Origin of the sequence: Planococcus soli (assembly GCF_016881065.1) — a bacterium.
Lineage (GTDB): Bacteria > Bacillota > Bacilli > Bacillales_A > Planococcaceae > Planococcus > Planococcus soli.
Window position 1 is genome coordinate 47,945 of the sequence record NZ_WXYN01000002.1, and the last position, 25,337, is coordinate 73,281.

General features: G+C 41.4%; 31 protein-coding genes. 25 read left to right on the forward strand and 6 right to left on the reverse strand.

The window, feature by feature from the left end:
- Positions 1–42: 42 nt before the first annotated feature.
- The 4 genes from proS to GJB59_RS00300 all read left to right on the forward strand — a co-directional run bounded on the left by proS (position 43) and on the right by GJB59_RS00300 (position 3,867).
- Positions 43–1,473, forward strand: a complete 1,431-nt coding sequence (proS, locus tag GJB59_RS00285; protein WP_142829656.1) for a proline--tRNA ligase — start codon at positions 43–45, stop codon at positions 1,471–1,473.
- A 491-nt stretch (positions 1,474–1,964) separates the two neighbouring features.
- Entirely contained in the window at positions 1,965–2,693 is a 729-nt protein-coding gene (locus GJB59_RS00290) for a HEAT repeat domain-containing protein (protein WP_142829652.1), read from the forward strand.
- A 21-nt stretch (positions 2,694–2,714) separates the two neighbouring features.
- Positions 2,715–3,287, forward strand: a complete 573-nt coding sequence (locus GJB59_RS00295) for a histidine phosphatase family protein (protein ID WP_328822948.1) — start codon at positions 2,715–2,717, stop codon at positions 3,285–3,287.
- A gap of 25 nt (positions 3,288–3,312) precedes the next feature.
- Positions 3,313–3,867, forward strand: a complete 555-nt coding sequence (locus tag GJB59_RS00300; protein ID WP_142829647.1) for a GNAT family N-acetyltransferase — start codon at positions 3,313–3,315, stop codon at positions 3,865–3,867.
- 100 nt (positions 3,868–3,967) lie between these two features.
- Here the strand turns inward: GJB59_RS00300 and GJB59_RS00305 are convergent, their stop codons facing one another.
- The 3 genes from GJB59_RS00305 to GJB59_RS00315 all read right to left on the reverse strand — a co-directional run bounded on the left by GJB59_RS00305 (position 3,968) and on the right by GJB59_RS00315 (position 5,992).
- The gene (locus GJB59_RS00305; RefSeq protein ID WP_142829641.1) at positions 3,968–4,159 is read right to left on the reverse strand and encodes a hypothetical protein; all 192 of its coding nucleotides are present in this window, start codon (positions 4,157–4,159) and stop codon (positions 3,968–3,970) included.
- 119 nt (positions 4,160–4,278) lie between these two features.
- On the reverse strand, positions 4,279–5,403 hold the full coding sequence (locus tag GJB59_RS00310) for an MFS transporter (protein WP_142829639.1): 1,125 nt from the start codon (positions 5,401–5,403) through the stop codon (positions 4,279–4,281).
- Between the two features lie 70 nt (positions 5,404–5,473).
- On the reverse strand, positions 5,474–5,992 hold the full coding sequence (locus GJB59_RS00315) for a TetR/AcrR family transcriptional regulator (RefSeq protein WP_142829637.1): 519 nt from the start codon (positions 5,990–5,992) through the stop codon (positions 5,474–5,476).
- Positions 5,993–6,144: 152 nt separating this feature from the next.
- On the opposite strand from GJB59_RS00315, the gene GJB59_RS00320 reads away from it, so the two are divergent.
- From GJB59_RS00320 to GJB59_RS00360, 9 genes are all read left to right on the forward strand, one after another.
- Positions 6,145–6,345 (forward strand): hypothetical protein, encoded by a 201-nt coding sequence (locus GJB59_RS00320; protein ID WP_185960106.1) that lies wholly within the window; start codon positions 6,145–6,147, stop codon positions 6,343–6,345.
- Between the two features lie 311 nt (positions 6,346–6,656).
- Complete coding sequence (locus GJB59_RS00325) at positions 6,657–7,565, forward strand: DoxX-like family protein (protein WP_142829635.1); 909 nt, start codon at positions 6,657–6,659, stop codon at positions 7,563–7,565.
- Positions 7,562–8,173, forward strand: coding sequence for a DUF4166 domain-containing protein (locus tag GJB59_RS00330; protein ID WP_142829633.1), 612 nt, complete (start codon positions 7,562–7,564; stop codon positions 8,171–8,173). Before GJB59_RS00325 ends, GJB59_RS00330 begins: the two co-directional genes overlap by 4 nt.
- Positions 8,142–9,722: a YndJ family protein gene (locus GJB59_RS00335; protein WP_142829631.1), complete on the forward strand. Its 1,581-nt coding sequence runs from the start codon at positions 8,142–8,144 to the stop codon at positions 9,720–9,722. The genes GJB59_RS00330 and GJB59_RS00335 overlap by 32 nt, the downstream gene beginning before the upstream one ends.
- Before the next feature lie 33 nt (positions 9,723–9,755).
- The gene (locus GJB59_RS00340; protein ID WP_142829629.1) at positions 9,756–10,382 is read left to right on the forward strand and encodes a class I SAM-dependent methyltransferase; all 627 of its coding nucleotides are present in this window, start codon (positions 9,756–9,758) and stop codon (positions 10,380–10,382) included.
- 225 nt (positions 10,383–10,607) lie between these two features.
- Positions 10,608–11,072 (forward strand): NUDIX domain-containing protein, encoded by a 465-nt coding sequence (locus tag GJB59_RS00345; RefSeq protein ID WP_142829627.1) that lies wholly within the window; start codon positions 10,608–10,610, stop codon positions 11,070–11,072.
- 56 nt (positions 11,073–11,128) lie between these two features.
- Positions 11,129–11,752 (forward strand): zinc dependent phospholipase C family protein, encoded by a 624-nt coding sequence (locus GJB59_RS00350; RefSeq protein ID WP_142829625.1) that lies wholly within the window; start codon positions 11,129–11,131, stop codon positions 11,750–11,752.
- Between the two features lie 24 nt (positions 11,753–11,776).
- Entirely contained in the window at positions 11,777–12,682 is a 906-nt protein-coding gene (locus GJB59_RS00355; RefSeq protein ID WP_142829623.1) for an aminoglycoside phosphotransferase family protein, read from the forward strand.
- Positions 12,683–12,721: 39 nt separating this feature from the next.
- Positions 12,722–13,006 carry a hypothetical protein gene (locus GJB59_RS00360; RefSeq protein ID WP_142829621.1) on the forward strand — a complete coding sequence of 95 codons (285 nt, stop codon included), beginning with the start codon at positions 12,722–12,724 and terminating at the stop codon, positions 13,004–13,006.
- Between the two features lie 21 nt (positions 13,007–13,027).
- On the opposite strand, the gene GJB59_RS00365 is transcribed toward GJB59_RS00360, so the two are convergent.
- Positions 13,028–13,645 carry an NUDIX hydrolase gene (locus GJB59_RS00365; protein ID WP_142829619.1) on the reverse strand — a complete coding sequence of 206 codons (618 nt, stop codon included), beginning with the start codon at positions 13,643–13,645 and terminating at the stop codon, positions 13,028–13,030.
- A gap of 156 nt (positions 13,646–13,801) precedes the next feature.
- Here GJB59_RS00365 and GJB59_RS00370 point away from each other — a divergent pair, with 156 nt between their 5' ends.
- From GJB59_RS00370 to GJB59_RS00400, 7 genes are all read left to right on the forward strand, one after another.
- A complete protein-coding gene (locus GJB59_RS00370; protein WP_244946842.1) occupies positions 13,802–14,221 on the forward strand; it encodes a GNAT family N-acetyltransferase in 420 nt (139 codons plus the stop codon).
- Positions 14,222–14,317: 96 nt separating this feature from the next.
- Positions 14,318–14,788: a GNAT family N-acetyltransferase gene (locus GJB59_RS00375; RefSeq protein WP_142829617.1), complete on the forward strand. Its 471-nt coding sequence runs from the start codon at positions 14,318–14,320 to the stop codon at positions 14,786–14,788.
- Positions 14,789–14,806: 18 nt separating this feature from the next.
- Complete coding sequence (locus GJB59_RS00380; RefSeq protein ID WP_142829615.1) at positions 14,807–15,358, forward strand: alpha/beta fold hydrolase; 552 nt, start codon at positions 14,807–14,809, stop codon at positions 15,356–15,358.
- Positions 15,359–15,393: 35 nt separating this feature from the next.
- Entirely contained in the window at positions 15,394–15,705 is a 312-nt protein-coding gene (locus GJB59_RS00385; RefSeq protein WP_203583259.1) for a hypothetical protein, read from the forward strand.
- 254 nt (positions 15,706–15,959) lie between these two features.
- Positions 15,960–16,874 (forward strand): DUF5996 family protein, encoded by a 915-nt coding sequence (locus GJB59_RS00390; RefSeq protein ID WP_142829610.1) that lies wholly within the window; start codon positions 15,960–15,962, stop codon positions 16,872–16,874.
- A gap of 180 nt (positions 16,875–17,054) precedes the next feature.
- Positions 17,055–17,336, forward strand: a complete 282-nt coding sequence (locus tag GJB59_RS00395) for a hypothetical protein (protein WP_142829608.1) — start codon at positions 17,055–17,057, stop codon at positions 17,334–17,336.
- Between the two features lie 55 nt (positions 17,337–17,391).
- Positions 17,392–17,784, forward strand: a complete 393-nt coding sequence (locus GJB59_RS00400; protein ID WP_142829606.1) for a hypothetical protein — start codon at positions 17,392–17,394, stop codon at positions 17,782–17,784.
- Between the two features lie 163 nt (positions 17,785–17,947).
- On the opposite strand, the gene GJB59_RS00405 is transcribed toward GJB59_RS00400, so the two are convergent.
- Positions 17,948–19,039, reverse strand: coding sequence for an FAD-dependent oxidoreductase (locus GJB59_RS00405; RefSeq protein ID WP_142829604.1), 1,092 nt, complete (start codon positions 19,037–19,039; stop codon positions 17,948–17,950).
- A gap of 16 nt (positions 19,040–19,055) precedes the next feature.
- The gene (locus GJB59_RS00410) at positions 19,056–19,637 is read right to left on the reverse strand and encodes a CDP-alcohol phosphatidyltransferase family protein (protein ID WP_142829602.1); all 582 of its coding nucleotides are present in this window, start codon (positions 19,635–19,637) and stop codon (positions 19,056–19,058) included.
- 193 nt (positions 19,638–19,830) lie between these two features.
- Between GJB59_RS00410 and GJB59_RS00415 the strand changes: the two genes are divergently transcribed.
- The 5 genes from GJB59_RS00415 to GJB59_RS00435 are packed head-to-tail and all read left to right on the forward strand — an operon-like array spanning position 19,831 to position 25,329.
- A complete protein-coding gene (locus GJB59_RS00415) occupies positions 19,831–21,714 on the forward strand; it encodes an FAD-dependent oxidoreductase (protein WP_142829600.1) in 1,884 nt (627 codons plus the stop codon).
- Positions 21,711–22,367, forward strand: coding sequence for a TVP38/TMEM64 family protein (locus GJB59_RS00420; protein ID WP_142829598.1), 657 nt, complete (start codon positions 21,711–21,713; stop codon positions 22,365–22,367). The genes GJB59_RS00415 and GJB59_RS00420 overlap by 4 nt, the downstream gene beginning before the upstream one ends.
- 34 nt (positions 22,368–22,401) lie before the next feature.
- Complete coding sequence (locus tag GJB59_RS00425; RefSeq protein WP_142829596.1) at positions 22,402–23,646, forward strand: ABC transporter substrate-binding protein; 1,245 nt, start codon at positions 22,402–22,404, stop codon at positions 23,644–23,646.
- Positions 23,630–24,514: an ABC transporter permease gene (locus GJB59_RS00430; RefSeq protein ID WP_142829594.1), complete on the forward strand. Its 885-nt coding sequence runs from the start codon at positions 23,630–23,632 to the stop codon at positions 24,512–24,514. Before GJB59_RS00425 ends, GJB59_RS00430 begins: the two co-directional genes overlap by 17 nt.
- Complete coding sequence (locus tag GJB59_RS00435) at positions 24,514–25,329, forward strand: ABC transporter permease (RefSeq protein WP_142829592.1); 816 nt, start codon at positions 24,514–24,516, stop codon at positions 25,327–25,329. The genes GJB59_RS00430 and GJB59_RS00435 overlap by 1 nt, the downstream gene beginning before the upstream one ends.
- Positions 25,330–25,337 lie beyond the last annotated feature (8 nt).

A 25,337-nucleotide genomic window follows, 5' to 3' on the forward strand; every position in this document is an offset into this window, starting at 1 on the left:
GGCTTTTTTGTGTTTCAAAATATTTTTAAAAGGAGAATGGACATGGCCAAACAATTAGTTGAACAGATCACCAATATGGATGAAGACTTTGCGCAGTGGTACACGGATGTTGTCACCAAAGCAGAACTGATTGACTACTCAAGCGTTCGAGGCTCCATGATCATTCGCCCTTATGGCTATGCGATCTGGGAAAACATCAAAGCATCGCTCGACCAGGAAATCAAAGACACGGGACATGAAAATGTCTACATGCCACTGCTCATACCAGAAAGCCTGCTTCAAAAGGAAAAGGATCACATCAAAGGATTTGCGCCTGAAGTGGCGTGGGTTACACATGGCGGAGACGAGAAGCTGGCCGAACGCTTGTGCATTCGGCCAACATCAGAAGTTTTGTTTGCCGAACATTATAAAAACATCATCCATTCCTATCGTGATTTGCCGAAGCTGTATAACCAGTGGTCAAATGTCGTCCGCTGGGAAAAAACGACACGGCCGTTTTTGCGCACGCTCGAATTTTTGTGGCAGGAAGGACATACTTGCCATGAAACAGAAGACGAGGCTCAGAAAGAAACGCTCAAGATGCTCGACGTATATGCCGATATTTGTGAGCGGGTACTGGCAATTCCAGTGGTAAAAGGAAAGAAAACGGAAAAAGAAAAGTTTGCGGGAGCAAAGTCTACCTACACGATTGAAAGTTTGATGCACGACGGAAAAGCGCTTCAATCCGGAACTTCCCACAACTTCGGCACCGGATTTGCGGAGACATTTGGAATCGAGTTTTTAAACAGGGAAGGCAAGCTGGAGCCGGTTCAACAAACTTCATGGGGATTCACCACAAGAATAATTGGTGCGATGATTATGGTCCATGGCGACGACAAAGGATTGGTGCTGCCGCCTGCTATAGCACCGATCCAAGTGCTGATTGTTCCAATCGCGCAGCATAAGGAAGGGGTACTTGATGCAGCCTACGAAGTTCACCATTCGCTCCAAACCTCTTTGCGGGTTAGCATAGATGCGAGCGATAAAAAACCAGGGTGGAAATTCAATGAATCCGAAATGAAAGGAATTCCAATCCGCTTGGAAATCGGTCCGAAAGATATTGAAAACGAGAAAGTGGTTTTGGTCCGAAGAGATACCGGAGAGAAGATTGATGTAAAGAATCATGAGATCGAAACAGCAATTGAACGGCTGCTCCAAAAGATTCAAAGCTCGTTATACGAAAAAGCATTGGAACACCGGTTGACTAAAACAACAGTTGCTGTGAATATGGATGAGTTTAAAGACAATTTAATCCAGGTTGGGGGGTTTATCAAAGCGATGTGGTGCGGCGATCAAGCATGCGAAGACCAAATAAAAGACCAAACGCAGGCGACTTCACGCTGCATTCCATTTGAGGAAAAAGGCATTTCTGTAACTTGTGTGTATTGCGGAAGAGCTGCGAAAGAATTGGTTTATTGGGCAAAAGCATACTAGAGCTCTATGTTCTAAGTGGCAAAAGGGAAGAACTTCTTAATGAAGTTTCTTCTTTTTTAATTTGGACAAGGATAGAAGTGAAACTCTGAAGAAAAACACCTGGAACAATTTCCAAAAAATGAAACTATCCTATTGTGCTTTTCGTATAAATAGCTAACTTAAATGGATAAAGAGGTGGGAAATGGAATCTCCTTCACATGCAAAAGCAGATCTAAGCAAACAGATTAGCTTAAGAAAAGTCATGAATTGGTATGGTGTCCTTTTGTTTTTGGGATTGCTGATTTCTATCCATGCTCATGAAATTAAAGATGTCAGCGGATTTCTGCTTTTCATTCTCATAAGCAGTGTGCTTTACTTTCTGATGTTGAATCTTTACTTTGAAAATGAACCAGGAAGAAAAATAGTTTTTATCATGTTGTGTTTTATTGCTTTGTTCAGCCTGTTTATGGTGTTCTATACAGCAACTTAAAAAGGAGTTGATCATTTCAATCATGATACTCGAGCAACAATTATTGGCAATCCAACAATTGTTGGAACGCGGCGGACCAGACTCCTTTCATGGAATAGCGGAATATTTAAAAGAAGATAACCGAGAGGTCCGAATAACAGCTATCGCAGCATTGGGAGAACTTCCTGCCAATCCGATGATCAAATCCGTACTCCTGCTATTGACTGAAGATCCGGACGAAGAAGTCCGTTATTTGGCACTTGAATCATTATGGGGATATACAGGAGAAGGTGTTTTCAATGCTCATATCAGGCGGCTGAAAGACTCAGACGAACTGGTGCGAATGTCAGCGGTAGAAGGCTTAGGTGAGCTGAAGGATGCTAGAGCGGAAAAATATCTTGTTAGATCCTTACGCGATGAGGAAGAAATTATCCGGAGAGATGCTGCAGCAGGACTTGGTAAAATTGGAGCCGCAACTGCCATTCTTGTACTTCAAAAACAGCTCCAACAGGAAAAGAGCAGTTTAGCCAAAGTGGGGATCTATACCGGTTTGTATCTGTTGGGTTCTCAAATTCATTTGCAATCACTCTTGAACTTATTGAGCGATCCGTCTTATCTAGTAAGATGCGCTGTTGCAAACACGGTCGTCACTATAGCTGACCAAGAGAATGAAAAAGTGATCAAAAAGGCTCTTAAAGCGGCATTGCGGAGAGAGTTCACGATTGCCGGCCAATCTACCCTGCAAGAAGTATTGGATGAACTAAACTCATAGACAGGAGGTGGGAATTTGGAAATGATTTTTATTCGCCATGGCCAAGGCGAGCATACAGTGAATTTGCCTGACAGTCTTCATTTGACCAATCCTTCATTGACTCTCAAAGGAATCAGCCAAACTGAGAAATTAAGAACTTCACTCCCGTTAAACGCTAAAGATGTGTTAATCGTTAGCCCAACTTTAAGAACCCTTCAAACGGCATCGATATGGAGCGCGGGTATTGCATGCCAAAAAATCATCCATCCACTGGCAGGTCCACGAATATTTCCTGCCCGGTCGAATGCTGCAACTTTGCCCTGTGACAGGCTGCTTGATTTAGACAGGCTTCAAAGTGAGTTTCAAAATTTCACTTTTGCGCCAGACATGTCTTCCTGCTTTTGGCCAGAAGGCATTAACACGCTGTCGGAAGATGGATTTTCCCAGTTGGCTGAAAAGTTTATCGGGTTTTGCCGAAGTTTTGAATGCCGCAAAGTATATATCGTTACACATGATGGGACCATTACATCATACCGCCAAAAGATTTTAAATCAAAAACTCACGAGAGAAGATTTTCTTGGTGAAACAGAATGGATTCAACTGGTGGTTGATTAAACTATTAATACTCAGGGAGGAACAAATGGACAAACCAAATGCATTTCCCACAATTGAATCCAAGAGATTAATATTAAGGCAAGCAACTGAAGAAGATGCAGAAAATGTATTAGCTTATTTATCCAATGAAAAAGTTACCAGGCATATGGGAATTGAACCCTTCGAATCACGGCAAGATGCGATCGATGAAATTTCATGGTACAGATCGATTTTTGAAAAAAATACAGGAATCAGATGGGGAATTACACTAAAAGGCCAAGATAAAGTTATTGGCAGTTGTGGATTTTTGAATTTAAAGGCTCAGCATCACCGTTCGGAAATTGGGTTTGAATTGAGTGAAGAATACTGGGGTATAGGGATTGCAAGTGAAGCATTCCAAGCAGTTATAGCATATGGGTTTGAAACCATGAACTTGCAGCGGATCGAAGCCTTAGTGGAACCAGCCAACATATCCTCGCAGAAACTGGTCGAAAAACAGGTGTTCCAGAAAGAAGGTCTTCTAAGAAGTTATGAATTTACGGCTGGAAAGTATGATGATTTGTATATGTATTCCTTGTTGAAACAAGAGTTTAGCAGTTAGAAAAGTTTTAGAAGAATGTGTTGCTATTATACGTTGAAACGTACGATCATTTTTTAATGTGATTTAGATTAGTATAAAACACTTTCAAAAACAAATCATGTTAATTTTCTTTAGCGGGAGATTTTTTGTAAAACTTGTCTGTAAGGATGATATAAAAGAGTGTAATAACCGTAAATTGTGCAATATTGCTAAACCACTCAAACGAACCTTGATTTTTATAATCGAAACCCACTAAAGTAATAAGCAAAACTGGAAATAAAACTACGTAAAAATAAGGTCGATTAAGTTTCATCTTGCTCCCCCTCAAAAACTAGTTTTTTGTAGTTACAGCTCTTATTATATCGATTGGTTTCGAGTAAGGTTTCATGTTGGATTGAAATAATTTACAAATCCAGTCGGTCAATTACACTTTTATTTCTCCGAGAAGATCGTTGTTTTGCAAAAAAGAAACAAAAAACCGATGCCCGCAAACACAATAAAGGCAAGAGAATAGGAGATTTCTTCTATCAACATGCCCGCAGCCATCGATCCTAGGGATTGGCCAATGCCCAATGAAAAAAATGAGATGCTGACGCCAGTAGAAGGAGCATCAGGAAAGTCGCGCGTACCCCAGACAATAAACAGTCCGGTCATGAATATAAAGGAAATTCCGAAGAGCAGTGCCGATAAATAGATGGCTGCATGATTAGGAATGGTTAACGCTAAAATTGAGGCGGATACAACCACAACTCCCAATCGGTATGATCGACTTAGTCCGATCGTTTGGATGATAGCGCCAGCGATACCTCCAATAATCCCAGCGCCTCCCATGATGATCCAAAATACAACACTTTCATTTGCTGAAAAACCGTGTATGGCGGTTAAGTAACTTCTCGAGAAGGTCCAATAAATAGAAGAACTAAAACCGATTCCGACAGATGCGAGGATCAAGAAACGTGCCTTTATTAATAGTCTGAAGTTAAATCCACTTGATTGATTTATTGAGAAAGGCTGTTTTTCTTCTTTGATCACAGAAGCATTCCACCAAAAAACCATAGTGGCCATAACAGCGAAAAGTACATAACTCCATCTCCACTGTTCTGTAAATAGTAAAGCTACAGGACCTGTTAAAAAAATCCCAAAGCTCGTACCCGTATTGATCCACGTATTCCCTTTATCTTGAAGATTCGATTTCATTGTATGAGACACCACTTGGCTAAAAGCAGGAGAAACCCATCCGCTTCCCAAACCTGCTACAAAAGCGCTAAAGGTCAGCATATAAAATCTTTGAGAGGCCGCCATCCCCATCATTCCGAGGCAGGCAGTACTGGCCGATAATAGAATCACGTGACGTGCGCTAAATTTATGGATAAAGATAGAAGCTGTCAGCAAGGCCAGTGTATAAGCGATATAGGCAGCTGAACTCACATACCCTGATTGGCTGGCAGATAAATTTAAAGTCGCACTGATATCGGGCAGGAACAAACCGAAACTATACCTGGCAAAAGCGTAAGTTACGGCGACCATGGCGATGCCAGACATGATAATTTTCCACATTTTTTTCATCTCCTATGATAGATAGAACGATAACTCTATTTTTGTTTCAAAAAAATAAGCAGTTGCCTACTTATAATTGTTGAACTAGAGGTATAAGTGAATACTCGATTTTTTCGATATCCATTGTTTCCGATAGGGAAGTGGCTCCTTCAAATAACAACGATAGTTGCAGAGCAACTGAAGGGGATAGCCCGTTCGATTGGAAAAACTGGAGCATCTTTTCTTTATGCGAATAAACCTTCTGAACAATCAACTGATCTGGTGCATTGCCAAACTCCTCTTTTGCCCGCAAAAACATACAACCGTTAGATGAACTATTTTTTAACCAAATCAAGTGGCCAGCAGCAAGACGATTCTCGATTGATCCTGTTTCATTTTGTTTCGCCTGCTCTAATAAATCGAAGTAAGCCTGTTCTCTTCTGTTTAGAATCTCTAAGATAAGCTCTTCTTTAGAATTAAAGTGATTATACAGTGTCATAAGAGCAACGCCGGCTTCTTGGACAATCGCTTTCAAGCCAATTGCGTGAAACCCATGGCTGTAAAAAAGCCGTTCGGCGGTAACGAGCAAATCTTCTTTTTTAGAACTCATATGATTCTCCTCCAAATTATAGATATAACGGTCACTCTAAAAATAACATAAGTTAAGAAAGAGTACAATGAATAGCGTAAGGTTATGATGACTAATTTTAAAATTACATCTAGATATAAAAATCAAAAGAAAGTATTAGAGGAGGTTCGACTGTGCCCATTATCAACCATGAGGTGTACATCCATGCACCTATTTCCAAGTGTTTTGACCTTGCCAGAGATGTGGAAGTGCATACTGAAACTACTGCAAAGACGAAGGAACGGGCTATAGCAGGAGTGACCACGGGATTAATGGAAAAAGGCGACTGTGTAACGTGTGAAGCTACTCACCTTATGGAAAAAGCCTCTAATTAAGAGGTTATTTCTTTTGACTATATAATCCCAAAAAATCTGTTGTAAATAATGAGACTAAGAGTATTAACAAAAAGATTATCTGACTAACAGTATATGTAAGCATTCGGATTATCCGTATATCTCTTTTCTATGACAGCATGTACAATCTCGATTATTGTTGTATCACTATATTAATTTTTAAAAAATACCAAAAATTCAAACAAAACAATCCTTTTCTAATTTGTTGCTTTTTAAAATGGTAATATAAGTCTATAGGTGTAAGAAAATAATGATTGAAATTGAAAATCTGAATAAGGGATCTGGTAGATTGTATGAAGCCGATTTATGTGGAAATTGAAATAGAATCAGATGTAGAAAAAATTTGGGTATATACACAGCAGCCCAAGCTTCACGAACAATGGGATTTGCGTTTTTCATCGATTACATATAATGAAAAGTTGCCAGAAGAGGATGTGCAGACTTTTACCTACTCCACCAAAGTGATGCCGGGCATAGAAATTGTTGGATGGGGCGAAAGCAAAGGAACACACGAAAAAGCTAGCGGAGAAAAAACTTCTGCACTGCATTTTGGTACAGAGCAGTTGCTGTCGCCAATTGCTGAAGGCAAAGGTTACTGGAAATACATTCCCCATGAACAAGGCACCACGTTTTTAACCCAATATGATTATAAGGTTCGATTTGGTGTTTTTGGAAAACTGGTCGATCGGTTCTTTCGTCCGTTTATGGGATGGGGAACAGCTTTAAGTTTTGATGTGTTAAAGCGATGGATTGAAATGGGAGAAAGCCCGAAGACCCAATATCGCCGATTTTTTGCTTTTTATGCCATTTGTTTTTTGTTTGCGTTTGTGTGGCTTTATCAAGGATTGGTTCCGAAAGTCTTAACACAACATCCTTTGGAAATTAGCATGTTAACGCAGCTGTCTCCGTTGACTGCGGCACAAGGCTCTACTGCAATTATATGGATTGGCGGAGCGGAGATGCTTTTTGCCTGTTTGTGGCTAATACCAAAACTGCAAAAGTATTTACTGAAGCTGCACATCGTTATTTTTCCTTTCCTTACACTAAGTGCAATTATTGCTTCTCCCGCCGTAGCCATTGCGCCATTTAATGTCATCACGCTAAACATCACTTTGTGGATTTTATCAATCATCGGATTGCTGCTCACTGAACAGCTTCCGACTGCGAAAAGCTGTAAAAGAAAAAGGGGGAGAGCCGCTTGACGATCTACTCGACTTTATTAGGAAAGAAGTTTGGAAAGCTGCACCCGAAACTGCAGCATCGCTATACACTGCCTATAGACCAAACGTTTTATGCAGAAGGACATATGCAGCAAATACAAACCGGGAGCAAGCTGCTGTCTCCTTTTTATCTGTTAGCGTCAAAGCTCAACTTTTTATTTCCTGAAAGCGGCGAGAATATTCCTTTCACAATTGCCAACCGCTGCCGCATCAATCAAAACGATGAGGCAGAAGTCTCTTGGGAGCGATCGTTTTTCTTTCCAGAGTCTGTGCGCAAGTTTAATGCCAAAATGACAATCGATTTGGAAAAACAGTTGGTGAAAGACTACTTGGGCGATGTGCCTTTGTTCTACTCAGACTTACTGTTTAAGGTGACGAAGGAAGGATTTCTGATGATCACTTCCGGCACACAAAAAGTGGCGGTTGGAAAAAAAGAATTGAAGATTCCAAACATATTTCAGGGACGGGTTGTTGTGCTGGAAGGGTACGATGAAGTGAAAGAAGTCTACACCATCCATGTATCCATCTACAATAGCTTGATAGGAAGGATTATGATGTATGCTGGTGAATTTACGGAAAGCGGTCGTTAACCCGCTGATTTTATATGGAACTACTTTATTTCTTATCTGTTTTTTATTTAGTGATCAAGTTGGTTATCTTTCCTATTTAACCATAGCTCAGTTGTTCTTTGTCCCATCTCTGCTGCAAATGATTGTTCAACTTCGGAAATTAGATAAACTGATTTTAGCTACCGGGATGACGGCCATTGCGCTGCTGGGTTTTAATATGCCTTATCCAGTTGAGGTATTTGGTGCGGTTGTATATCTTTTCACCACCTTTTGGATTGCTGGGATAGGCATAGACCGGTTTTTAAAGCGAGGGTTTACCAATACGGCTGAGTTAATGATTGATCTGGGACTTGTCTACATAGCAATCGGCGGGATGTGGTTTTTTGCTTATATTGGAAAGTTTGATATCGGTTTTAGTGAAATTACAACCTGGCTAACAGCGATCCACTTTCATTATTCTGCATTTATGCTTTGTATTTCAGTAGGTCTGATTGGCCGGGTACAAATGACAAGGCTCTATAAAGTATGTGCACTTATTATTGCGACAGGACCGATGACTGTAGCGATTGGCATCACGATTTCAACCACTATCGAAATCATTGCGGTGTCCTTTTATGTAGGGGCAATTTATGCACTTACATATTACATATTCCGCTTGGAGTTTCCAACTTTAGTGCAAGCGATTGCCGTTCGAATTCCTTTAGTGACATTATGCATTACAATCTTAGGATCATTGCTTTACGCGTATGGCAACTTCTCCGGCAATACAATCGTGACGATTCCAAACATGCTGGCTTTCCACGGCTTTTTGAATTGCCTCCTGTTCGGAACCTTCACAGTAATTGGCTGGGCATTGCAGGTGCCGGTCACTAAACAAAAACCATTCAATTTTCCTGCAAGCAAAATACGCGGGAAGTTGAGAAATCCAGGATCACATTATCCCGGTCTAGTGGATCAAATGGCAGACTATACCGTTGATGGAAAGCTTCCTTTTAGGACGATTGATTTTTATGAAAATACAGACAGATACCAGTTGTTCGCATCTGTAAGCTGGTCTGTGTGGTTTAAGCCTTTTGCATTTATCTATCAGTTTATCAGCCGGAAAACTGGTCAACTAAACTTACCTTTTTCCTCGGTTCAAATGGAAATGACTGGGAAAGTGCAGTTAGTGAATGAACAGCTTGATGGGAGACGCAAACCGAGAGTGTGGATAAGAAAAATAGGCGAAGAAACGGTCTTTACCGCAATTTATTCACAACATCAGTCGAACGGCAGGACATACATGAATGTCGCATTGCCATTGCCTTTCTCTTCAATGCATGGAATTCTGCAAGCAGCGGTTGAGAATGAAAAGCTCTACTTAACAAGCGATGGAGAAGGCGACACTGGAACTTATTTGGCAGTCGGCCGATATCTCTTTCAACTTCCGCTGCATGAAAATTTTGTCATCAGAGAGATGGACGAGGACTTGCTGGCTACGCACGATATGACTTTGTTTGGCCTTCACTTCCTGCATATTGACTATGTAATAAAAGAGAAAATGACCAAAACTTATACAAAAATTGTTTGACTAAATAGATGAGCATTCAAGGGGGGATCATTCATGCTGGACAATCGGGGATTTGATTTATGGGCAGACGAGTACGACAGGACAGTTCAAGTAAGTGAGGACAATAACTTGTATCCATTTGCCGGATACAAAGATATTTTGAATTTGGTATTAAACGAAGTCATGAAAAAAGAACAGTCGCACGTATTGGATATTGGGTTTGGCACAGGTGTATTAACCAACAAGCTATACGAAAACGGCTACCACATAGACGGCTTGGATTTTTCGCCTAACATGATTGCGATTGCTCAAGAGAAAATGCCAAAGGCCATTTTGATGGAATGGGATATATCAAAGGGATTGCCGGACCATGTGAAAGAGAAGAAGTATGACTTTGTCGTAAGCACGTACACATTGCACCACTTAACAGACGAAGACAAGGTTGAACTAATAAAAAATCTGTTATCCGTTCTTTCTAAACAAGGCAAAATTGTTATCGGCGATATCGCTTTTCAAACACGCGCCGGGTTGGAGTTATGCAGAAAGGCCAGCAGCCCTTATTGGGATCCAGATGAATTTTATTTTGTGTTTGAAGAACTTCAAGTGTCACTCGCAGAATTTGTTTCATGTGAGTTTTATCCAGTTTCACATTGCGGCGGGGTCATCGTAATTTCGAAATAAATATATTATTAGCTGGAAGAAATCCGAAATGGAAGGAACCTAAAAAGTGTCCTCGTTTCGGATTTTTGTATTAGATATATAAAAGCTGCCTCGAATTTTGGATTAAATAAAAATGTAAATCTTTACTTCCATTTATCTTAATATTCTTTTTTAAGTAGGAAGTAATGGTTAAATTTGTTAATCTTAAATTACATATACTTTATAACAAAGAAAAAGGTGGACCAAATGAAAATAAGGAATTCCGCAAAGGCCATTATTATTCAAGATTCTAAAATTTTGCTGACTAAAAATATAGATAGTGAGGGATTTTTTTATTTATTTCCGGGCGGCGGGCAAGAACATGGAGAAGTTCTGACGGAAACTGTGAAAAGAGAATGCATTGAAGAAATCGGTAAAAACGTTAAAGTGAAAGATCTTCTTCATATTCGAGAATACATAGGCAAAAACCATGAGCATGCTCATTTTGATGGAGATGTACATCAGATTGAATATTATTTTGTTTGCCAACTGTTAGAGGAACAAGTTTCTGCTTCTATGCCTACCAATCCTGACTCTCATCAAGTGGGGATCGAATGGTTGACTGTCTCTCGATTATTGGATTATCGAATTTATCCGAAAGGCATTCGGAAACTGATTCAAAGTTTTGCGGAGGGTAAAAGTGAGGTGGTTTACTTGGGAGATATCAACTAGTTGGAACTGGATAAAATTTATAAGACAAAATATATTCGAAGAAAGGTGGCATAGTAATGGGTTCGAGAGTAATGCACATGATCATCGCTGATCATGTGTCAAAGCAGTTGGAGATAACGGATAAGCAATTGTTTCTTTTGGGAGGAATTGCGCCGGACGCAGCTTATACAATTGCGAAAAAATCACAATCGCATTTTTATGAAGGAAGATTGGACGATGGGACGAGGCATGTAAACTATAATCGGTTTATCGAAAAATACCCTCTAGATATTCAAAGCGAGTTTGGGCTTGGCTACTTAATCCATTTAATATCCGATGATGTCTGGCTTAAACAGGTTTACTTTAGAAATGACCTTAAAAACCGTACAGATGCGGATCCTCAATTGCTCGATAGGTGGCATAGTGACTTCAGAAAATTGAACGGGAAGTTGATTACCCATTTCGATTGTGAAAATTTGAGAAATGAGCTGATGGATACCTTTCTTCTTTCCACTAATATAAGTGAGATTGACACAGAAAATCTCCAGCAATTTAAAGAAGAAACAATTGGAGACTTTAAGTTTTCAAAAGAAGAGTTAGTTAGTGAGTTGGAAGTGTATGCTGTAGAGGAAATATTGGACTACATAGATGCAGCAACTGAAAAGGCAATTGATATTTGTATGGAATTTATACAGAATTAAGCATGATAAAAAGGAGCAATTTTTATGATAGTGAGCCTGATCAAACAAATTCCGGAAATGAGAAATTACCGAATGATCGCTCCAATAAATAAAGGATTATCTTCAGATAAAAAATACTTGATCTACATGGCTAACAGTAATGATAAGTTGCTGCTTCGAACGTTCAACCCGGAACAGTTCGAAGTGAAAAAATGCGAGTATTTTATTTTAGAGCAGATGCTGGTGCTTGGTGTTGTTTGCCCAAAGCCAATAGCAATCGGCCAAACAGAAAAAGTGGGATACATGATCGTTACTTACATAGAAGGAAATGATGGAGAGAATGAAATTTTAACGGTTTCAAAAGAAGAACAGTTTTCTATCGGTTATAGAGCGGGGGTGGAATTGCGAAAAATGCACCAACTTGCGGCTCCTGAACATATTTCTTCTTGGTACACAAGAAAAGTAGCAAAACATAATCGGTATGTAGAAGCGTATTTATCATGTGGGGTAAAGGTTAAAAATGATGAAAAAATAATTGGATTCATCGATGCCAATCTTCACCTAATGAAACAGCGTCCGAATGTATTTCAGCATGACGACTTCCATCTCAGTAATTTAATTTTTCACGACAAACAGTTCGCAGGGGTCATAGATTTTGAAAGGCATGATTGGGGAGATCCAATTCATGAATTTCTTAAAATCGGAATTTTTAGCCGTGGAATAAGTACAAAGTTCTCAACCGGCCAAATTAAAGGATATTTTAATGGCGCAGAGCCCGACGAAGAATTCTGGAGATTGTATTCTCTTTATTTGGCGATGTGTGTGTTTTCTTCAGTCGTCTGGACTTTGAATACGTTTCCTGAAGATATTGATAATGCGCTGGATAAAATTTATCTGTTTTTGGATGATCATGACTATTTCAGCCAATGGAAGCCAAAATGGTATACATAAACAGATATACAAAATTCAAATAAATGGATGGGACTAAATATGAAGCCATCGCTTGCAATGTTAATAATCCTCATAGCTATTCTTACAGCTTGTGGCAGCTACGAAGGAACAGTAACAGATAAGAAAAACGCCAGTTTCATTAAAGAAGTTTTTTCAGAGTATCCAGAAGAAAAAACTGTTGAAATGCATCTCACCAACGGCACAGTATTATTCGATGAATTGAAAGAAAGCGATCAAATCCGGGTTGTCCCCTTTAATTTACCAAAAGACTTATCGTATATTCTTCCTTCAGAAGTGATTGTCGAGTATGTGATATTTCAATAAAAAACTATGATGTTTATTTAATTACTCAAAAACTGTTGCCTTGGCCGGATTTTTTTCAAAATCAAAAAGCAGCTTTAATTGGGATTCGATATTTCGATTTAAAGAAAGTTCGGGTAAGCCATCTTCAGCAAAGAATTCCACGCCTTGCGTCTCGACGCCATTTTTAGCTTCCCCACCTACTATTTCGCAGCGGATAAAGATTTTATAGTAATGAAATGGCTGTGGCGGATGAGGGTGTTTAGTCATGTCCAGCAAAGCCAACATCTTCGTTGGAACCACGAGATAGCCTGACTCTTCTTCGATTTCTTTTGTAATATTCTCTGCAGGTGACAAGCCAACATCACAATATCCTCCAGGCAATGCCCATCTGCCATCACTTTTTTCTTTTACCATAAGGATTTTCCCATGCTGAAAAACAGCTCCTCGCACGTCCATTTTAGGTGTCTGATATCCTTTTTCTACAGCAAACAAATCCTTAACATGCTGCATTTCTAGTCCGGTGTGCTCAGTTACTATTTCCACGCTGATGCTTCGCAATTCTTCATATCTTTCCAAATCGTATACATCGGTAGCGTAAGTCAATCCAGATTGAGAAAGTGCTTGGATCCGTTGTGCCCATTCCAGCCATTGTAAACTCATTTTTTAACCTCCTTGAAATTGTTTAACCCCTACTTTTATTACTTAATTTTACTTTCCGCATAATTAAATATTCTATCGTAATCCACCTGGTTTTCCCAATTCTATATATTCAGTTATTATAATGGGTATAGAAAATTTTATAATTAATTAAAAGAGGTGAGAATTATAAAAGAAATTGTTTCGAATCAGCTTGACCCAACTTTAGTAAATCTATTTTCATATGTAATATCTCAAGATCGAATAGCTGGAGAATATGAAAAGTACATTACTTCAGAAAATCGTAAATTATACGGAATTCTTGTTGAGAATAATTTTATTGGTATTATCGGTTTTGAGTTTACTAATTTAGATGTTTGTGAAATCAGGCATATTGCAGTTTCTCCAAAATTTAGAGGAAAACGAATTGGAAGTGACATGATTAACTTTGTGCGTGAGTCACATTCATTTATGGAACTTTCGGCTGAAACAGACAAAGATGCAGTAGGATTTTACAGAAATTATGGATTTGCAATAACTAGACTAGGTGAAAAATATGTAGGAGTTGAGAGGTTTTGGTGTGTATTTACTGAAATATAACTATATTATTTAACTTCTCGTGTATATTTCGTTGCTGCTTTGACTACAGGTATTTAATTTAGTGGTTTACTCTATATTTAAAAGGAGGATTACTTAATGATTTATAAATTTCAACCTATGTCACAAGATTATGCAGACGAAATTGCAAACCGCTGGCGTTACGATGGAATTTATTCCTTTTACAATATGGATGCAGATCAAGAAGATCTTCAAGAATTTCTTAATCCAACTAAAAGAGAAGATTCATATTTTGTGGTCATCAACAAGCGAGAAATTATCGGGTTTTACAGCTTTCGTGAGATTTCTGACGGCATCATAGATATAGGATTAGGAATGAAACCTAGTTTGACAGGGCAAGGCAGTGGTTTTGAGTTCGTAAAAGCAGGGCTAGACTTTGCGAATTCAACTTATATATTAGAAAAATTTACATTGTCAGTAGCCACCTTCAATACAAGAGCTATAAATGTCTATAAAAAAGTTGGCTTCAAAGAATATGGAATGTATATACAAGCGACAAATGGAAGCAGTTTCGAGTTTTTAAAAATGATTTATGAATTTAAAGAATAAGTATCACAAGGAGGCAAAATGAAACAATTTGTAAATGTAAACAATAAACGTATGGAAATATCTTTAAAAGGAGAGCGAGGAGTAACCATTCTTATTCTATCTGGAATGGGATGTTCGTTTGAAGAATGGTTTGAGGTGACTGAATCTTTAAGTCAAACAAACAGAACTCTCCTATTTCATCGTCCCGGTCTTGGAGAAAGTGAGATAGGTGAGGAGAATCGTACGACTTTACAAGTAGTTGAAGAAATCAATCAGTTATTGTGCGTCTTAGCAATAGAAGAGCCTGTTATTTTAATTGGCCACTCATATGGTGGACTGTGTGCGCAGCATTTTACAAAGCTATACCCTGAAAAAGTGAAAGCTTTACTTCTATTAGACTCTACCTCTGTTGATTTGGAAAGACTTGATGAGCTGAATCTACCTGTTTTAAACCAAGGTTCTTCAGACGAGGACTGGCTAAAAGCATGTACAAGTTATGCTCTTTTAACTGAACAAAAATTAAAGGACCTTATTTTACCTGAGTTAACGAATGAACAAAAAATGTTACCTATGTCTGTACAAGGAATGTGATAGAATTCCAGCAAAAACCTAATTTGTATAAGGCGATGAAATCTGAAACTGACAACTGGAAAAAGGATGCCAAAGCAATCAAAAAACTGAATCCTCTTTCAGACGTCATGGTTATTGTGATGGGCCGAGATAAAAAACATATTATTCAAAAAGGCATAGAAGAAGGATTTCCTGAAACAGAATTAATGCTGCTCGAAAGCACTTGGGAACAGTTAATACAAGAACAGGCATTGCTTTCAAAAAATAGCAAATTAATTTTCGCGAAAAATTCGTCACATTCGATTCATTTGGACCGGCCTGAACTTATTGTAAAGGTCGTCAAAGAAATTACAAATATATTAAGTTGAAGAAAAAATCACTGCTTAAAGACGTTTGGGGATACTTTACGCCAAAAACTGGCTGAAATACACCAGTCTTGCTGTTTTAGCTATCCATAGATGGGCCGACACTAACCAATTCAAAAATTCCTTAGTAGGGATAAGCCAATCAATGTCGAATTTAATAACGAAGAGCGAGTCTATTACAAAACTTTCGAAAAGCATCCAACTTTTCAGTCAGCGGCCATGGTTGTCAAAACCAGATAATTCAGGGAGGCGATTACATGACACTTGATATTATCCGACATTCCGAGTGGGCAGAGACCAAATTTACATTGCATTTGATTTCGCAGATCTTAGGGAAAATCAAACTGGAAGCGGCACAGCAGGAACCCCAATGGGCACATGTTGCGCTGACGGTTACGACCGACGGATTTTCGACAGGTTTGCTATTTGTTCAAAATACTTCTTTCCAAGTCGATGTGGATATCCGAAACAGCCGAATTCTTGTAAATGTAGAAGGGGACGTTCAGTCGATTGAGCTAAAAACATCCAAGTCCATAAAAGATTATTTTGAAGAGATATTTGGAACACTGAGCGAGCGCGGCATAAACCTAACGATCAATCCGAAGCCGCAGGAAATGGCTTATAAGAACAAACTGGATGAGGACACTGCCCCTTTAACATTCGATCAGCACCAGGCAATGAGAGGATTGCAGCTTTTCCAGTTTGCGCTTCGGGAACAATCCAAATTTGTAGGTCCGCTGCGCTGCCGAAAAATGAAGCCGGCGCTTTTTTGGGGTACCTTTGATGTGTCACTGCTTATCCTTCACGGCATCATGGAGCCATTTCCGGAAGACAAAGTCATTGAGAAAGCCGCTTTTGATGAGCAGATGATCGAATACGGATTTTGGCTGGGTGATGAGCAAGTCGATGTGCCAACATTCTTTGTTTTGTCATACCCTTTTTTATACAAGGATTTAAATAGTGATGCGCTAAAACCACCGCAAGCTTATTTTGATCCCACCAAAGGCGAGTATTTTTTGGATTTGGAAAGCATAGCCGGTTCTGCCAGTTTGAGTGACACAATACAAGAGTTTTTCCACACCAGCTTTACTCTCTTAATAGAAGAACTGGGGTGGGAAGGGTGTGCCTCTTATTTTATTCCTTTGCAGATGAAGGAACAAAAACATAAATAGCTAAAGACCTTCATCTCACAAATAAACTTATAGTCAGACTGCATTCCAGCACTTGCTTATGATAAGTATGTGCTGAATTGCAGTCTTTTTTGTTTCAGTTGAAAGAATATTCGCTAATTTATATACATAGAGATTGATAATTGATATACTAAAATATGGAATAAAAGAGGAGAGATGGAAATGAAAATCCTTTGGCAGTCATTGCTTGGAGCTGTAGTTATCCATATCCTGTATTTTGCGGCAGCGATGTCTGTCGGATATGTCAAAACCATCACTTATAAACCAAATTTCTCTGCGGCCTGGGAACATGCAGAAAACTTGCCAAATGCAGTCGCATTCGGCTCTGTGACTTCGCTTCTATGGTACGGCGGCACATTTTTGGCAGCGGCTATAGTTTGCGGACTTTTGCTGGTTGGGTACAAAAAACTAACAACACAGCCTTTACGTACTGAAAAATTTTAGAGAATGTCTGTATTGGATCTTTACTTCTCTAGATGAAAGAAATGAGGAACAATCAGTGAAAAAAATAATTGGAGTTGGGTTGGCGTTCCTATTGTTAGCAGCTTGCAATTCGGATGTTTCGACGCTTAGTTTCAGTAAGATTGAAACTGTGCCTGAAGGTTTAAGTGCTGTAATAGATTCAAGTGAAACACTGCAGCTGATAGAGGAAAGCGATAATACGGTCTATCTGGTTTATCAGGCAGAAGGGGAAATTGCGACAGGGGTTGAAGAACAAGAAAATAGCCTTAAAATCAATCTGGATACAACGAGTATTGAAAATGGCGAAAAGCAAGAACATGTTTATAAGATGACTTTGGATGATTCTCATGAAGCAATAAACGTCTACATAAATGGTGAATATACTTCTTTTGTCAGCATTTTAACATTAAATGATGAGAGCGGGATATAAAAATGGCGAAAACGATAAAAGCGGTGCTGGTTATAGTTATGGGAATCCTTGTGATATCTACTTTTTTTACTGTTTTCAATGGCTGAAACAAGATAAACTTTTTTTATACTCATTAAATATCTATACATGTAAGTAAAAAAGCTGCCAACTGGCAGCTTTTAGCTTATTCATAAAGATCTTTATAGCGTTTCATGAACTTTCGGTCGATGCGCTGCTTGAGCTTCCAAGGAATGGTGCCGTGAAATTGCTGGGCACCATATGATAGGAAAGCCTCGCCTCCGCCTGTAGACAAAATGGAGACATACCGTTTTTGCGGTGCAAACGACTGCAGTTTATCATTGGATAAGCTGTTTTTTAAATTTTTCCATAAGACAGGTCCTTGCCGCACTGCGTATACTCCGTTTTTGGCGAGTTCCGGATAGCGGTCTATGGTTATGCAATCGCCAGCCCCAAAAATCTCCGGCCATTGAACGCTTTGCAGGGTGTCGTTGACCAGCAAGAATCCATCCCTATCTGTCGGCAAGTTTGAAGCGCTGAACAACTCGGCACTTTTCGGTCCCGTCAGCCACAACACATCCGATTGTGGATACGATTTGCCTGCACTGGTCGTTACGCTGACTTCATCAATTTCTTGGATGGAAACGTCACTGAAGAAGGTCAGGTTTTTTCGTACTGCTATGTCTTCGATTTTTTTCGAAGCAGATCTTCCTTGTCCGGCAAGCAGGGAAGTCGAACTGAATAACGCCAAGTTAGGAGGCAAGCCTTGTTGTTTTCTCCAAGCCAGAATTGAAAATGCCAATTCCACCCCTGAAGCGCCGCCTCCGACAACTACAGGATGAGCGGATTCACGCGTCTGCATTAACTGTTCTGGAAAATGGTAATTGGGTTTGATGGAGCGCACATAATTTCTTGCCGTTTCCGGAATATCGCTTCGGGACCCGATGTCAAAAGATGCTAAGTCATACAGGTATATTTTGCCTTCTGCTCCAACAAGTTCTTTGTCCTGAGCATGGACTGCAGCGATCGAATCTTCTATGAAGATTGCGCCCACTTTGCGGCAAAGCTTTTTCAAATCAATCCGAATGTCTTCGAGGCTGTACGCACCTTCGGTAAAGCCCGAAAACATCCCGGAATAGTATTGATATGGAGAAGGGGAGATCAGCAGAACACGCCAGTCTTCCGAGAAGCCGTCTTTCAACTGCTCCAGGCAATGTAAATGGGCATGCCCGCCTCCAACCAGCACAAGGGTCTTCATTCCACTTCATTCCCTTCTATTTCAAAATCCGTCGGGCTTCAGCCATGCGCTGGCAAATGGTGACAAGCTGCACCGCGCAAAAGACCAGCGTAATGGCGGTTAAATACGTTGAAAAAACAATCATTAGGGTAAACAGTATAAAGCCTTCTGTTCGCTCAGCCAGTCCGGCTTGATAGTAGAAGGACTTCATGCCTTCTTTATCTGACAATGCACCTACCGTTAAGAATACGGTCATCGCGACAATGATGGAAACGCTCAATAGCAGCAAGGCCCACATCGATTCGGGAAAGCGGAAAGCCAGCCCCAAAATGACGCTGATTTCCACAAGGCGGTCAAAGCTGATATCAAGCAAAGTTCCCCACGAAGACGGTTTGGTTTTTCGTGCCATGGTTCCGTCGACAACATCCAAATAACCGGATAGCCAGAGAACCACGACGGCCCAGAACGGCTGATCCAAATATATAAAGAGACCGGATGACATCCCGATGACAAAGGCGATTTTTGTCACGCTATCAGCGGTAAAGCCCATTTTCAGCAATGCATCCGCTGTTTTTTCAACGACCGGTTGAACGTGCTTTCGTGCATGTGTATCCAACATCAAATTCACCTTTTCATGTTCAAGATAATTTCAGTATATAATACGATCCCGCTGCTGACCCGTAATCCCACTCGAGCCATAAAATTGAGAATAATGCAGGGTAATCAAGAAGTTTCGAGGGTAATTAAGAGTAAGTCAATTGTGTTTTTTGTTAAGATGGACTTAATTCAGGAAAAGAAAGGAAATGGTAAAGATGGTCAAAAAATATGATATCGCCATAATTGGAGCCGGTGCAGCTGGTCTGACAGCCGCTTTTACAGGAGCGGGGTTTTCCAAAAGCGTCGTGCTGATCGATAAGAATCTGCCAGGCGGAGAATGTACGTGGTCAGGCTGTATCCCAAGCAAGTCGTTGATCAACATCGCAAAAGAAGTCCATCACGCCAAAAAATATACGCCAAATTTGGAAGTTGATACATCGGTTGTCCTAAAAGATATCCAGGACGTGATCCAAAAAGTATACGCGGGTGAATCTCCGGATGTGCTGAAAAAATCCGGCATCGATTTCATTAACGGCTACGCCAAATTTGTCGGACCGCATGCCGTAGAAGTGGATGGCGAACGCATTGAAGCGAAAAAAATCATCCTTTCTACAGGCTCTTCTCCTATGGTTCCGCCTATCGACGGCTTAGATAACGTATCGTATTTAACGAATGAGACCATTTTCACACAGAAATCTTTTCCAAAAACAATGACCATTCTTGGTGGAGGCGCAATTGGCGTAGAATTGAGCCAGGCGCTGAACCGCATCGGCGTCCAAGTGACGCTTGTCGAAAAATTCGAGCGGATCTTGCCAAAAGACGAGGAAGAAATGGTCTTAATGATTCAGCAGCGCCTGATCGACGAAGGCGTAACCATCCATACAAGTGCCACCGCGGTTAAAGCTGAACAAAATGGCAGACAGATCAACTTAAAAATTGAGAAAGACGGCAACGAACAAACCATTTCGAGCGAAGGCCTATTGGTGGCACTCGGCCGCCAGGCAAATGTAAAAGGCTATAACCTTGAAGGCGTTGGCATTGAATTTGATTCGAAAAGCATTCAAGTGGACGATCATTTAGAAACCACTGCCAAAGGCATTTATGCGATTGGCGACGTTGTCGGTCCTTACCAATTGTCGCATATGGCAAATGCTCAAGGAATCACGGCAACGCAAAACGCCATTTTGCCAATCAACCGAAAAATGGACTACGAGCATGTTACCTGGTGTACATACACCGACCCTGAACTGGGCAGATCGGGTATGTCCGAAGAAGAAGCGCGCGAAGAATACGGCGATTCCATTCGGGTATACGAACACGACTACGCGGATATTGACCGTGCCAATACGAAAAAAGACAGCATCGGCAAAGTGAAAATCATTCTGGATAAAAAAGGCTATATTTTAGGGGCAAGCATTCTGGGTGACCGAGCAGGTGAAATCATCAGCCAAATCCAGACCATCAAATCATTGCACATCAACCTAGGCAAATTATCGGGCGTGATTCATCCTTATCCGACATACAGCGAAGTGCTTGTGAAAATCGGCAAGAAGGTTTATGTAGACAATCTATTAAATCAGCCAGTCGTCAAAACTTTCAACAAAGCAAAAGAGGGAGAGTTGCCGGCAGATAAAATCGCCATTTTTGGAGTGGCTGCTGCAGCTGGACTCGGCATTGCCAACATGGCTATCAAAAATAATGTCAAACCCAAACTGGGCGTAAAAAACGGCCGTCTGAAAAAAATGCCTTCAACACCGAATGCCGTGTCGTCCCAATCTATACCAAGAGACAAATACGTACCGGCATTGCCGTATAACGGCAGCAAAAGCGACGCCAAAAAGAACTTGATCGGCATGCTGAAAGGCTATGAGGGGGTTGAAATCATTCAAAACGACGATAGCTACGTTTACGCCGTCGCCACTTCCAAAAAGATGAAATTCAAGGATGATATTGAGTTTTATTTTAACGATGCCGCTCAGTGGATTGAGTTCCGCTCTGCTTCGCGTGTCGGTTATTCAGATGCCGGCGTCAACCGCAAGCGCTACGATGAGATGAAAAACCGGTACATTAACATTTCGCGACATACCCGCAACTCATGAGCCCTATAACGCTTCAAATAGGAAAATGGCTTTTGCTTGCGTCATTGGTCGGCCTGGTTTTCTGGCTGAGCCGGTCTGTTTTCGAAGTCGATGCCAATGACCTCCGCAGCTGGATTTTGTCATTTGGATTGTGGTCGCCCGTTATTTACATCCTGATTTATACAGTCAGGCCATTGATCTTCTTTCCGGCATCCGTCCTGTCGATTGCCGGAGGTTTAGCCTTCGGTGCTTGGCTGGGTACGCTTTACACGATCATCGGGGCAACACTTGGGGCATTGCTGTCGTTTTACGTGGCCAAAACCTTAGGCAAAAGCCTTGTACGCAAAGAATGGACCGGCAATGCCGCAAAAATTCAATCTCAGATGGAGCAAAATGGCTTTTTATACGTACTGCTGTTCAGGCTGATTCCGGTCATTAATTTTGATTTGATCAGTTACACGGCAGCCCTTGCGAAAGTTCGATTTTCCTCCTTTGCGCTGGCAACTTTAATCGGCATTATTCCTGGTACATTTGCCTATAATTTCTTGGGAAGCAGTTTTGTCAGCGGAAACCCACAGATCATCGTTTTGGCTGTAGTGATTTTTGTCATTTTGACAGTGGTCCCGATTGTCATTCGAAATCGCTGGATGAAAAAACAGCCGCTCGATAAGTAAAGAAGTTTATCAATAGATTTAGGAAGTGGAAGAAATGAAAAAATTTTTATTAATAGTACCTGGCTTGTTGGCACTTTCGCTCGCAGGATGTTCTGAGGAATCCGAAAGCAGTGCAGAAAGCATTGACAATTTGTTGACAAGCGACTGGCAGGAAATTTCTGATGCTGCCGCAAGCCAGGAAGTCAATATGTACATGTGGGGCGGCAATGACAACATCAACCGCTACCTCGACGAATGGGTGGCTCCCCGCCTGAAAGAAGACCATGGCGTTGAGCTGAACCGTGTGCCGATGAACGATTCACAGGACATCATCAATCAGTTGGTTGATGAAAAATCTGCCGGCAAAAACGATGGCAGCATGGACATCATTTGGATCAACGGCGAAAATTTCAAAGCCGCCAAAGACAACGAATTGCTGTGGGGGGATTTTACCAGCCAGTTGCCGAGTTTCAATGACTATATTGATCAGGAAGCTCCTGAGATTGCAGCTGATTTCGGGGAACCTGTGGATGGCCTGGAAGCGCCGTGGGGGAAAGCGCAATTTGTATTTGTCCATGATGAAAATAAATCAGCAACGCCTCCGAAATCGATGGACGAGCTGGCCGTCTGGGTTCAGGACAATCCCGGGCAGTTCACTTACCCGGCGTTGCCTGACTTTACAGGCAGTGCCTTTATCCGCCACGTGCTTTATGAAACAACCGGCGGGTACGAGCAATACCAGCAGCCTGCTGCTGACATCGACGACCTGGAAGATCGATTGGAGCCGATGTGGCAATACTTGAACAGCATTGAACCATACTTATGGCGTGAAGGGGAAACGTATCCGGAAAGCTTGGCCAAACAGGACCAGTTATATGCGAGCGGGGAGATCGGCATGACAATGAGCTACGACCCGGCTCTCGCAGCGAGTGAAGTGCTGAAAGGCCGATTCCCTGAATCGACCCGCACGTTTGTGCTTGACGGGGGGACGCTTTCCAATACACATTTCCTGTCGATTCCATTCAATTCTTCTGCAAAAGCTGGAGCGATGGTAGCAATCAATGAAATGATGTCACCAGAAGCCCAGACCGCAAAATTGTCTCCTGAAAACTGGGGCGATTTGTCGGCTTTGGATTTGGAAAAATTGTCGCCAGAGCAGCAACAAGCTATGAATGATGTGGATTTGGGTGAAGCTACACTGCCGCTGGACGAGCTGGAAAACCATCAGTTGCCTGAACTGTCAGCGGATTACATCGAAATTATCGAAAAAGGATGGATGGAACATGTGGCAAAAGACTAGACCCTATCTTTTGCTGCTGCCAGCCATCGGCACCATCGTCCTCCTGTTTTTTGGAGGACTTTTTGATGGGCTTTTGAAAAGTCTGGGCTATTTTCCGGCAATAGGCGAAACGCGCTTTGAAATGACTGCCTACACGAACCTGTTCCAGTCATCCGAGTTTTGGGAATCGCTCATTTTGACAATTAGAGTAGCCGCCCTGTCGTCGATATTTGCCGCAGTGTTGGGAGCAGCGATTGCGGTTTCGCTGTTTATGCTGAAGGAATCTTCGAAATCAGGAGCAAGCCAAGTTTGGCACCGGCTGTTTCAGCTGCCTTTGACCATTCCGCATTTGGTCGGAGGCTATATCATTGTCCTTCTCTTTATGCAAAGCGGATTTTTGTCAAAAATTCTTGCTTCTGCCGGTTTAATTGATGAAATCACTGATTTCCCAGTGTTGGTGAATGATCCGTTTGGCTGGGGGATTATTTTAACCTATGCCTGGAAAGAAGCTCCTTTTGTATCGCTGATGATCTATCCAGTACTGTCTCGCATTCATCGTTCGTGGCGAGATGTTGCACGTGTGTATGGTGCTGGCAGCTGGAATTTCATCCGAGAAATTGTCCTTCCGGTGATGCTGCCTGCGTGGACAATTGCGACGTTTATTGTATTTGTCTTCACTTTTTCAGCTTTTGAAGTGCCATTTTTGCTTGGGGTCACGTACCCGAGCATGCTGCCGGTTTACTCTTATCAGCTGTATACGAGTGGGACCTTGGCTGACCGGCCAGAAGCGCTGGCCGTCAACATCATACTGGCAGCTTTAACCATATTGCTGGGGCTCGTCGTTTATTACTTCAGCAAGCGCTGGAATGTGTTAAAGGGGTGGGATTGATGAGAAGCCCGCGCCGTTTATTGAATTCGATTTTATTCCTATTGTTATTCATCGTCATCGGCCTGCCATTCGTCCCGTTAATCCTGTCGAGCGTGTCTTTTGGGTGGCAGTGGCCAAATGTACTTCCTGATTCATTCAGCTTTCGCGCCTGGGAATATGTGCTCGCTGACAGTTCAGGTACCTGGTCGGCAGTAGGAACCAGCTTACTGGTCGCTTTTATCGTCACAGCAGTGAATCTGCTGCTCGCTGTACCCGCTGCCAATGCGCTGGTACGCAATTCTTTCCGTGGCAAATGGCTGATGGAAGCGATCATTTTTGCGCCAATTGTCATTCCGCCATTTGTCGCAGTGATGGGCATCCATTTAACCTTTTTGCGTCTCGGTCTGACTGAAACCATATTGGGCGTCGTTTTGGCACATATTTCACCAACTTTGCCTTATATGGTGCGCGCGATCATGATCAGTTACAATACTTTGTCGGTCGACTGGGAGAACCAGGCACGCATGCTCGGTGCTGGACCGATTTCCCGCTTTGTCCATGTCGTATTGCCTCATTTATTGCCGGGCATTGCAGCAGGGGCAAGTTTGAGCATTCTGATTTCCTTAAGCCAGTACTTGATCACGTTCATCATCGGCTCTGGCCAGGTTGTTACGTTGCCGATCTTGCTGTTTCCGTTTATCAGCGGAGGAGATCCAGCGATTGCCTCAGCTTTTTCCTTGCTCTATGCCGGTATTGCTGTCTTGACGCTGTTGGGGATGGATCTGGCGTTGAAGAAATACTACCAAAATAAGAAAGCCGCTACAGCGAAGGGGTAAGGAGTGAA

What these genes read in the sequence shown, in the direction of transcription:
- GJB59_RS00420 (WP_142829598.1), top strand. Translation starts at nt 21,711, where the DNA reads ATGAGCCCTATAACGCTTCAAATAGGAAAATGGCTTTTGCTTGCGTCA.
- GJB59_RS00390 (WP_142829610.1), top strand. Translation starts at nt 15,960, where the DNA reads ATGACACTTGATATTATCCGACATTCCGAGTGGGCAGAGACCAAATTT.
- GJB59_RS00395 (WP_142829608.1), top strand. Translation starts at nt 17,055, where the DNA reads ATGAAAATCCTTTGGCAGTCATTGCTTGGAGCTGTAGTTATCCATATC.
- GJB59_RS00305 (WP_142829641.1), bottom strand. Translation starts at nt 4,159, where the DNA reads ATGAAACTTAATCGACCTTATTTTTACGTAGTTTTATTTCCAGTTTTG.
- GJB59_RS00385 (WP_203583259.1), top strand. Translation starts at nt 15,394, where the DNA reads ATGAAATCTGAAACTGACAACTGGAAAAAGGATGCCAAAGCAATCAAA.
- GJB59_RS00405 (WP_142829604.1), bottom strand. Translation starts at nt 19,039, where the DNA reads ATGAAGACCCTTGTGCTGGTTGGAGGCGGGCATGCCCATTTACATTGC.
- GJB59_RS00355 (WP_142829623.1), top strand. Translation starts at nt 11,777, where the DNA reads ATGATAGTGAGCCTGATCAAACAAATTCCGGAAATGAGAAATTACCGA.
- GJB59_RS00430 (WP_142829594.1), top strand. Translation starts at nt 23,630, where the DNA reads ATGTGGCAAAAGACTAGACCCTATCTTTTGCTGCTGCCAGCCATCGGC.
- GJB59_RS00435 (WP_142829592.1), top strand. Translation starts at nt 24,514, where the DNA reads ATGAGAAGCCCGCGCCGTTTATTGAATTCGATTTTATTCCTATTGTTA.
- GJB59_RS00290 (WP_142829652.1), top strand. Translation starts at nt 1,965, where the DNA reads ATGATACTCGAGCAACAATTATTGGCAATCCAACAATTGTTGGAACGC.
- GJB59_RS00360 (WP_142829621.1), top strand. Translation starts at nt 12,722, where the DNA reads ATGAAGCCATCGCTTGCAATGTTAATAATCCTCATAGCTATTCTTACA.
- GJB59_RS00365 (WP_142829619.1), bottom strand. Translation starts at nt 13,645, where the DNA reads ATGAGTTTACAATGGCTGGAATGGGCACAACGGATCCAAGCACTTTCT.
- GJB59_RS00425 (WP_142829596.1), top strand. Translation starts at nt 22,402, where the DNA reads ATGAAAAAATTTTTATTAATAGTACCTGGCTTGTTGGCACTTTCGCTC.
- GJB59_RS00375 (WP_142829617.1), top strand. Translation starts at nt 14,318, where the DNA reads ATGATTTATAAATTTCAACCTATGTCACAAGATTATGCAGACGAAATT.
- GJB59_RS00415 (WP_142829600.1), top strand. Translation starts at nt 19,831, where the DNA reads ATGGTCAAAAAATATGATATCGCCATAATTGGAGCCGGTGCAGCTGGT.
- GJB59_RS00410 (WP_142829602.1), bottom strand. Translation starts at nt 19,637, where the DNA reads ATGTTGGATACACATGCACGAAAGCACGTTCAACCGGTCGTTGAAAAA.
- GJB59_RS00340 (WP_142829629.1), top strand. Translation starts at nt 9,756, where the DNA reads ATGCTGGACAATCGGGGATTTGATTTATGGGCAGACGAGTACGACAGG.
- GJB59_RS00295 (WP_328822948.1), top strand. Translation starts at nt 2,715, where the DNA reads ATGATTTTTATTCGCCATGGCCAAGGCGAGCATACAGTGAATTTGCCT.
- GJB59_RS00325 (WP_142829635.1), top strand. Translation starts at nt 6,657, where the DNA reads ATGAAGCCGATTTATGTGGAAATTGAAATAGAATCAGATGTAGAAAAA.
- GJB59_RS00300 (WP_142829647.1), top strand. Translation starts at nt 3,313, where the DNA reads ATGGACAAACCAAATGCATTTCCCACAATTGAATCCAAGAGATTAATA.
- GJB59_RS00380 (WP_142829615.1), top strand. Translation starts at nt 14,807, where the DNA reads ATGAAACAATTTGTAAATGTAAACAATAAACGTATGGAAATATCTTTA.
- proS (WP_142829656.1), top strand. Translation starts at nt 43, where the DNA reads ATGGCCAAACAATTAGTTGAACAGATCACCAATATGGATGAAGACTTT.
- GJB59_RS00310 (WP_142829639.1), bottom strand. Translation starts at nt 5,403, where the DNA reads ATGTGGAAAATTATCATGTCTGGCATCGCCATGGTCGCCGTAACTTAC.
- GJB59_RS00345 (WP_142829627.1), top strand. Translation starts at nt 10,608, where the DNA reads ATGAAAATAAGGAATTCCGCAAAGGCCATTATTATTCAAGATTCTAAA.
- GJB59_RS00335 (WP_142829631.1), top strand. Translation starts at nt 8,142, where the DNA reads ATGCTGGTGAATTTACGGAAAGCGGTCGTTAACCCGCTGATTTTATAT.
- GJB59_RS00315 (WP_142829637.1), bottom strand. Translation starts at nt 5,992, where the DNA reads ATGAGTTCTAAAAAAGAAGATTTGCTCGTTACCGCCGAACGGCTTTTT.
- GJB59_RS00350 (WP_142829625.1), top strand. Translation starts at nt 11,129, where the DNA reads ATGGGTTCGAGAGTAATGCACATGATCATCGCTGATCATGTGTCAAAG.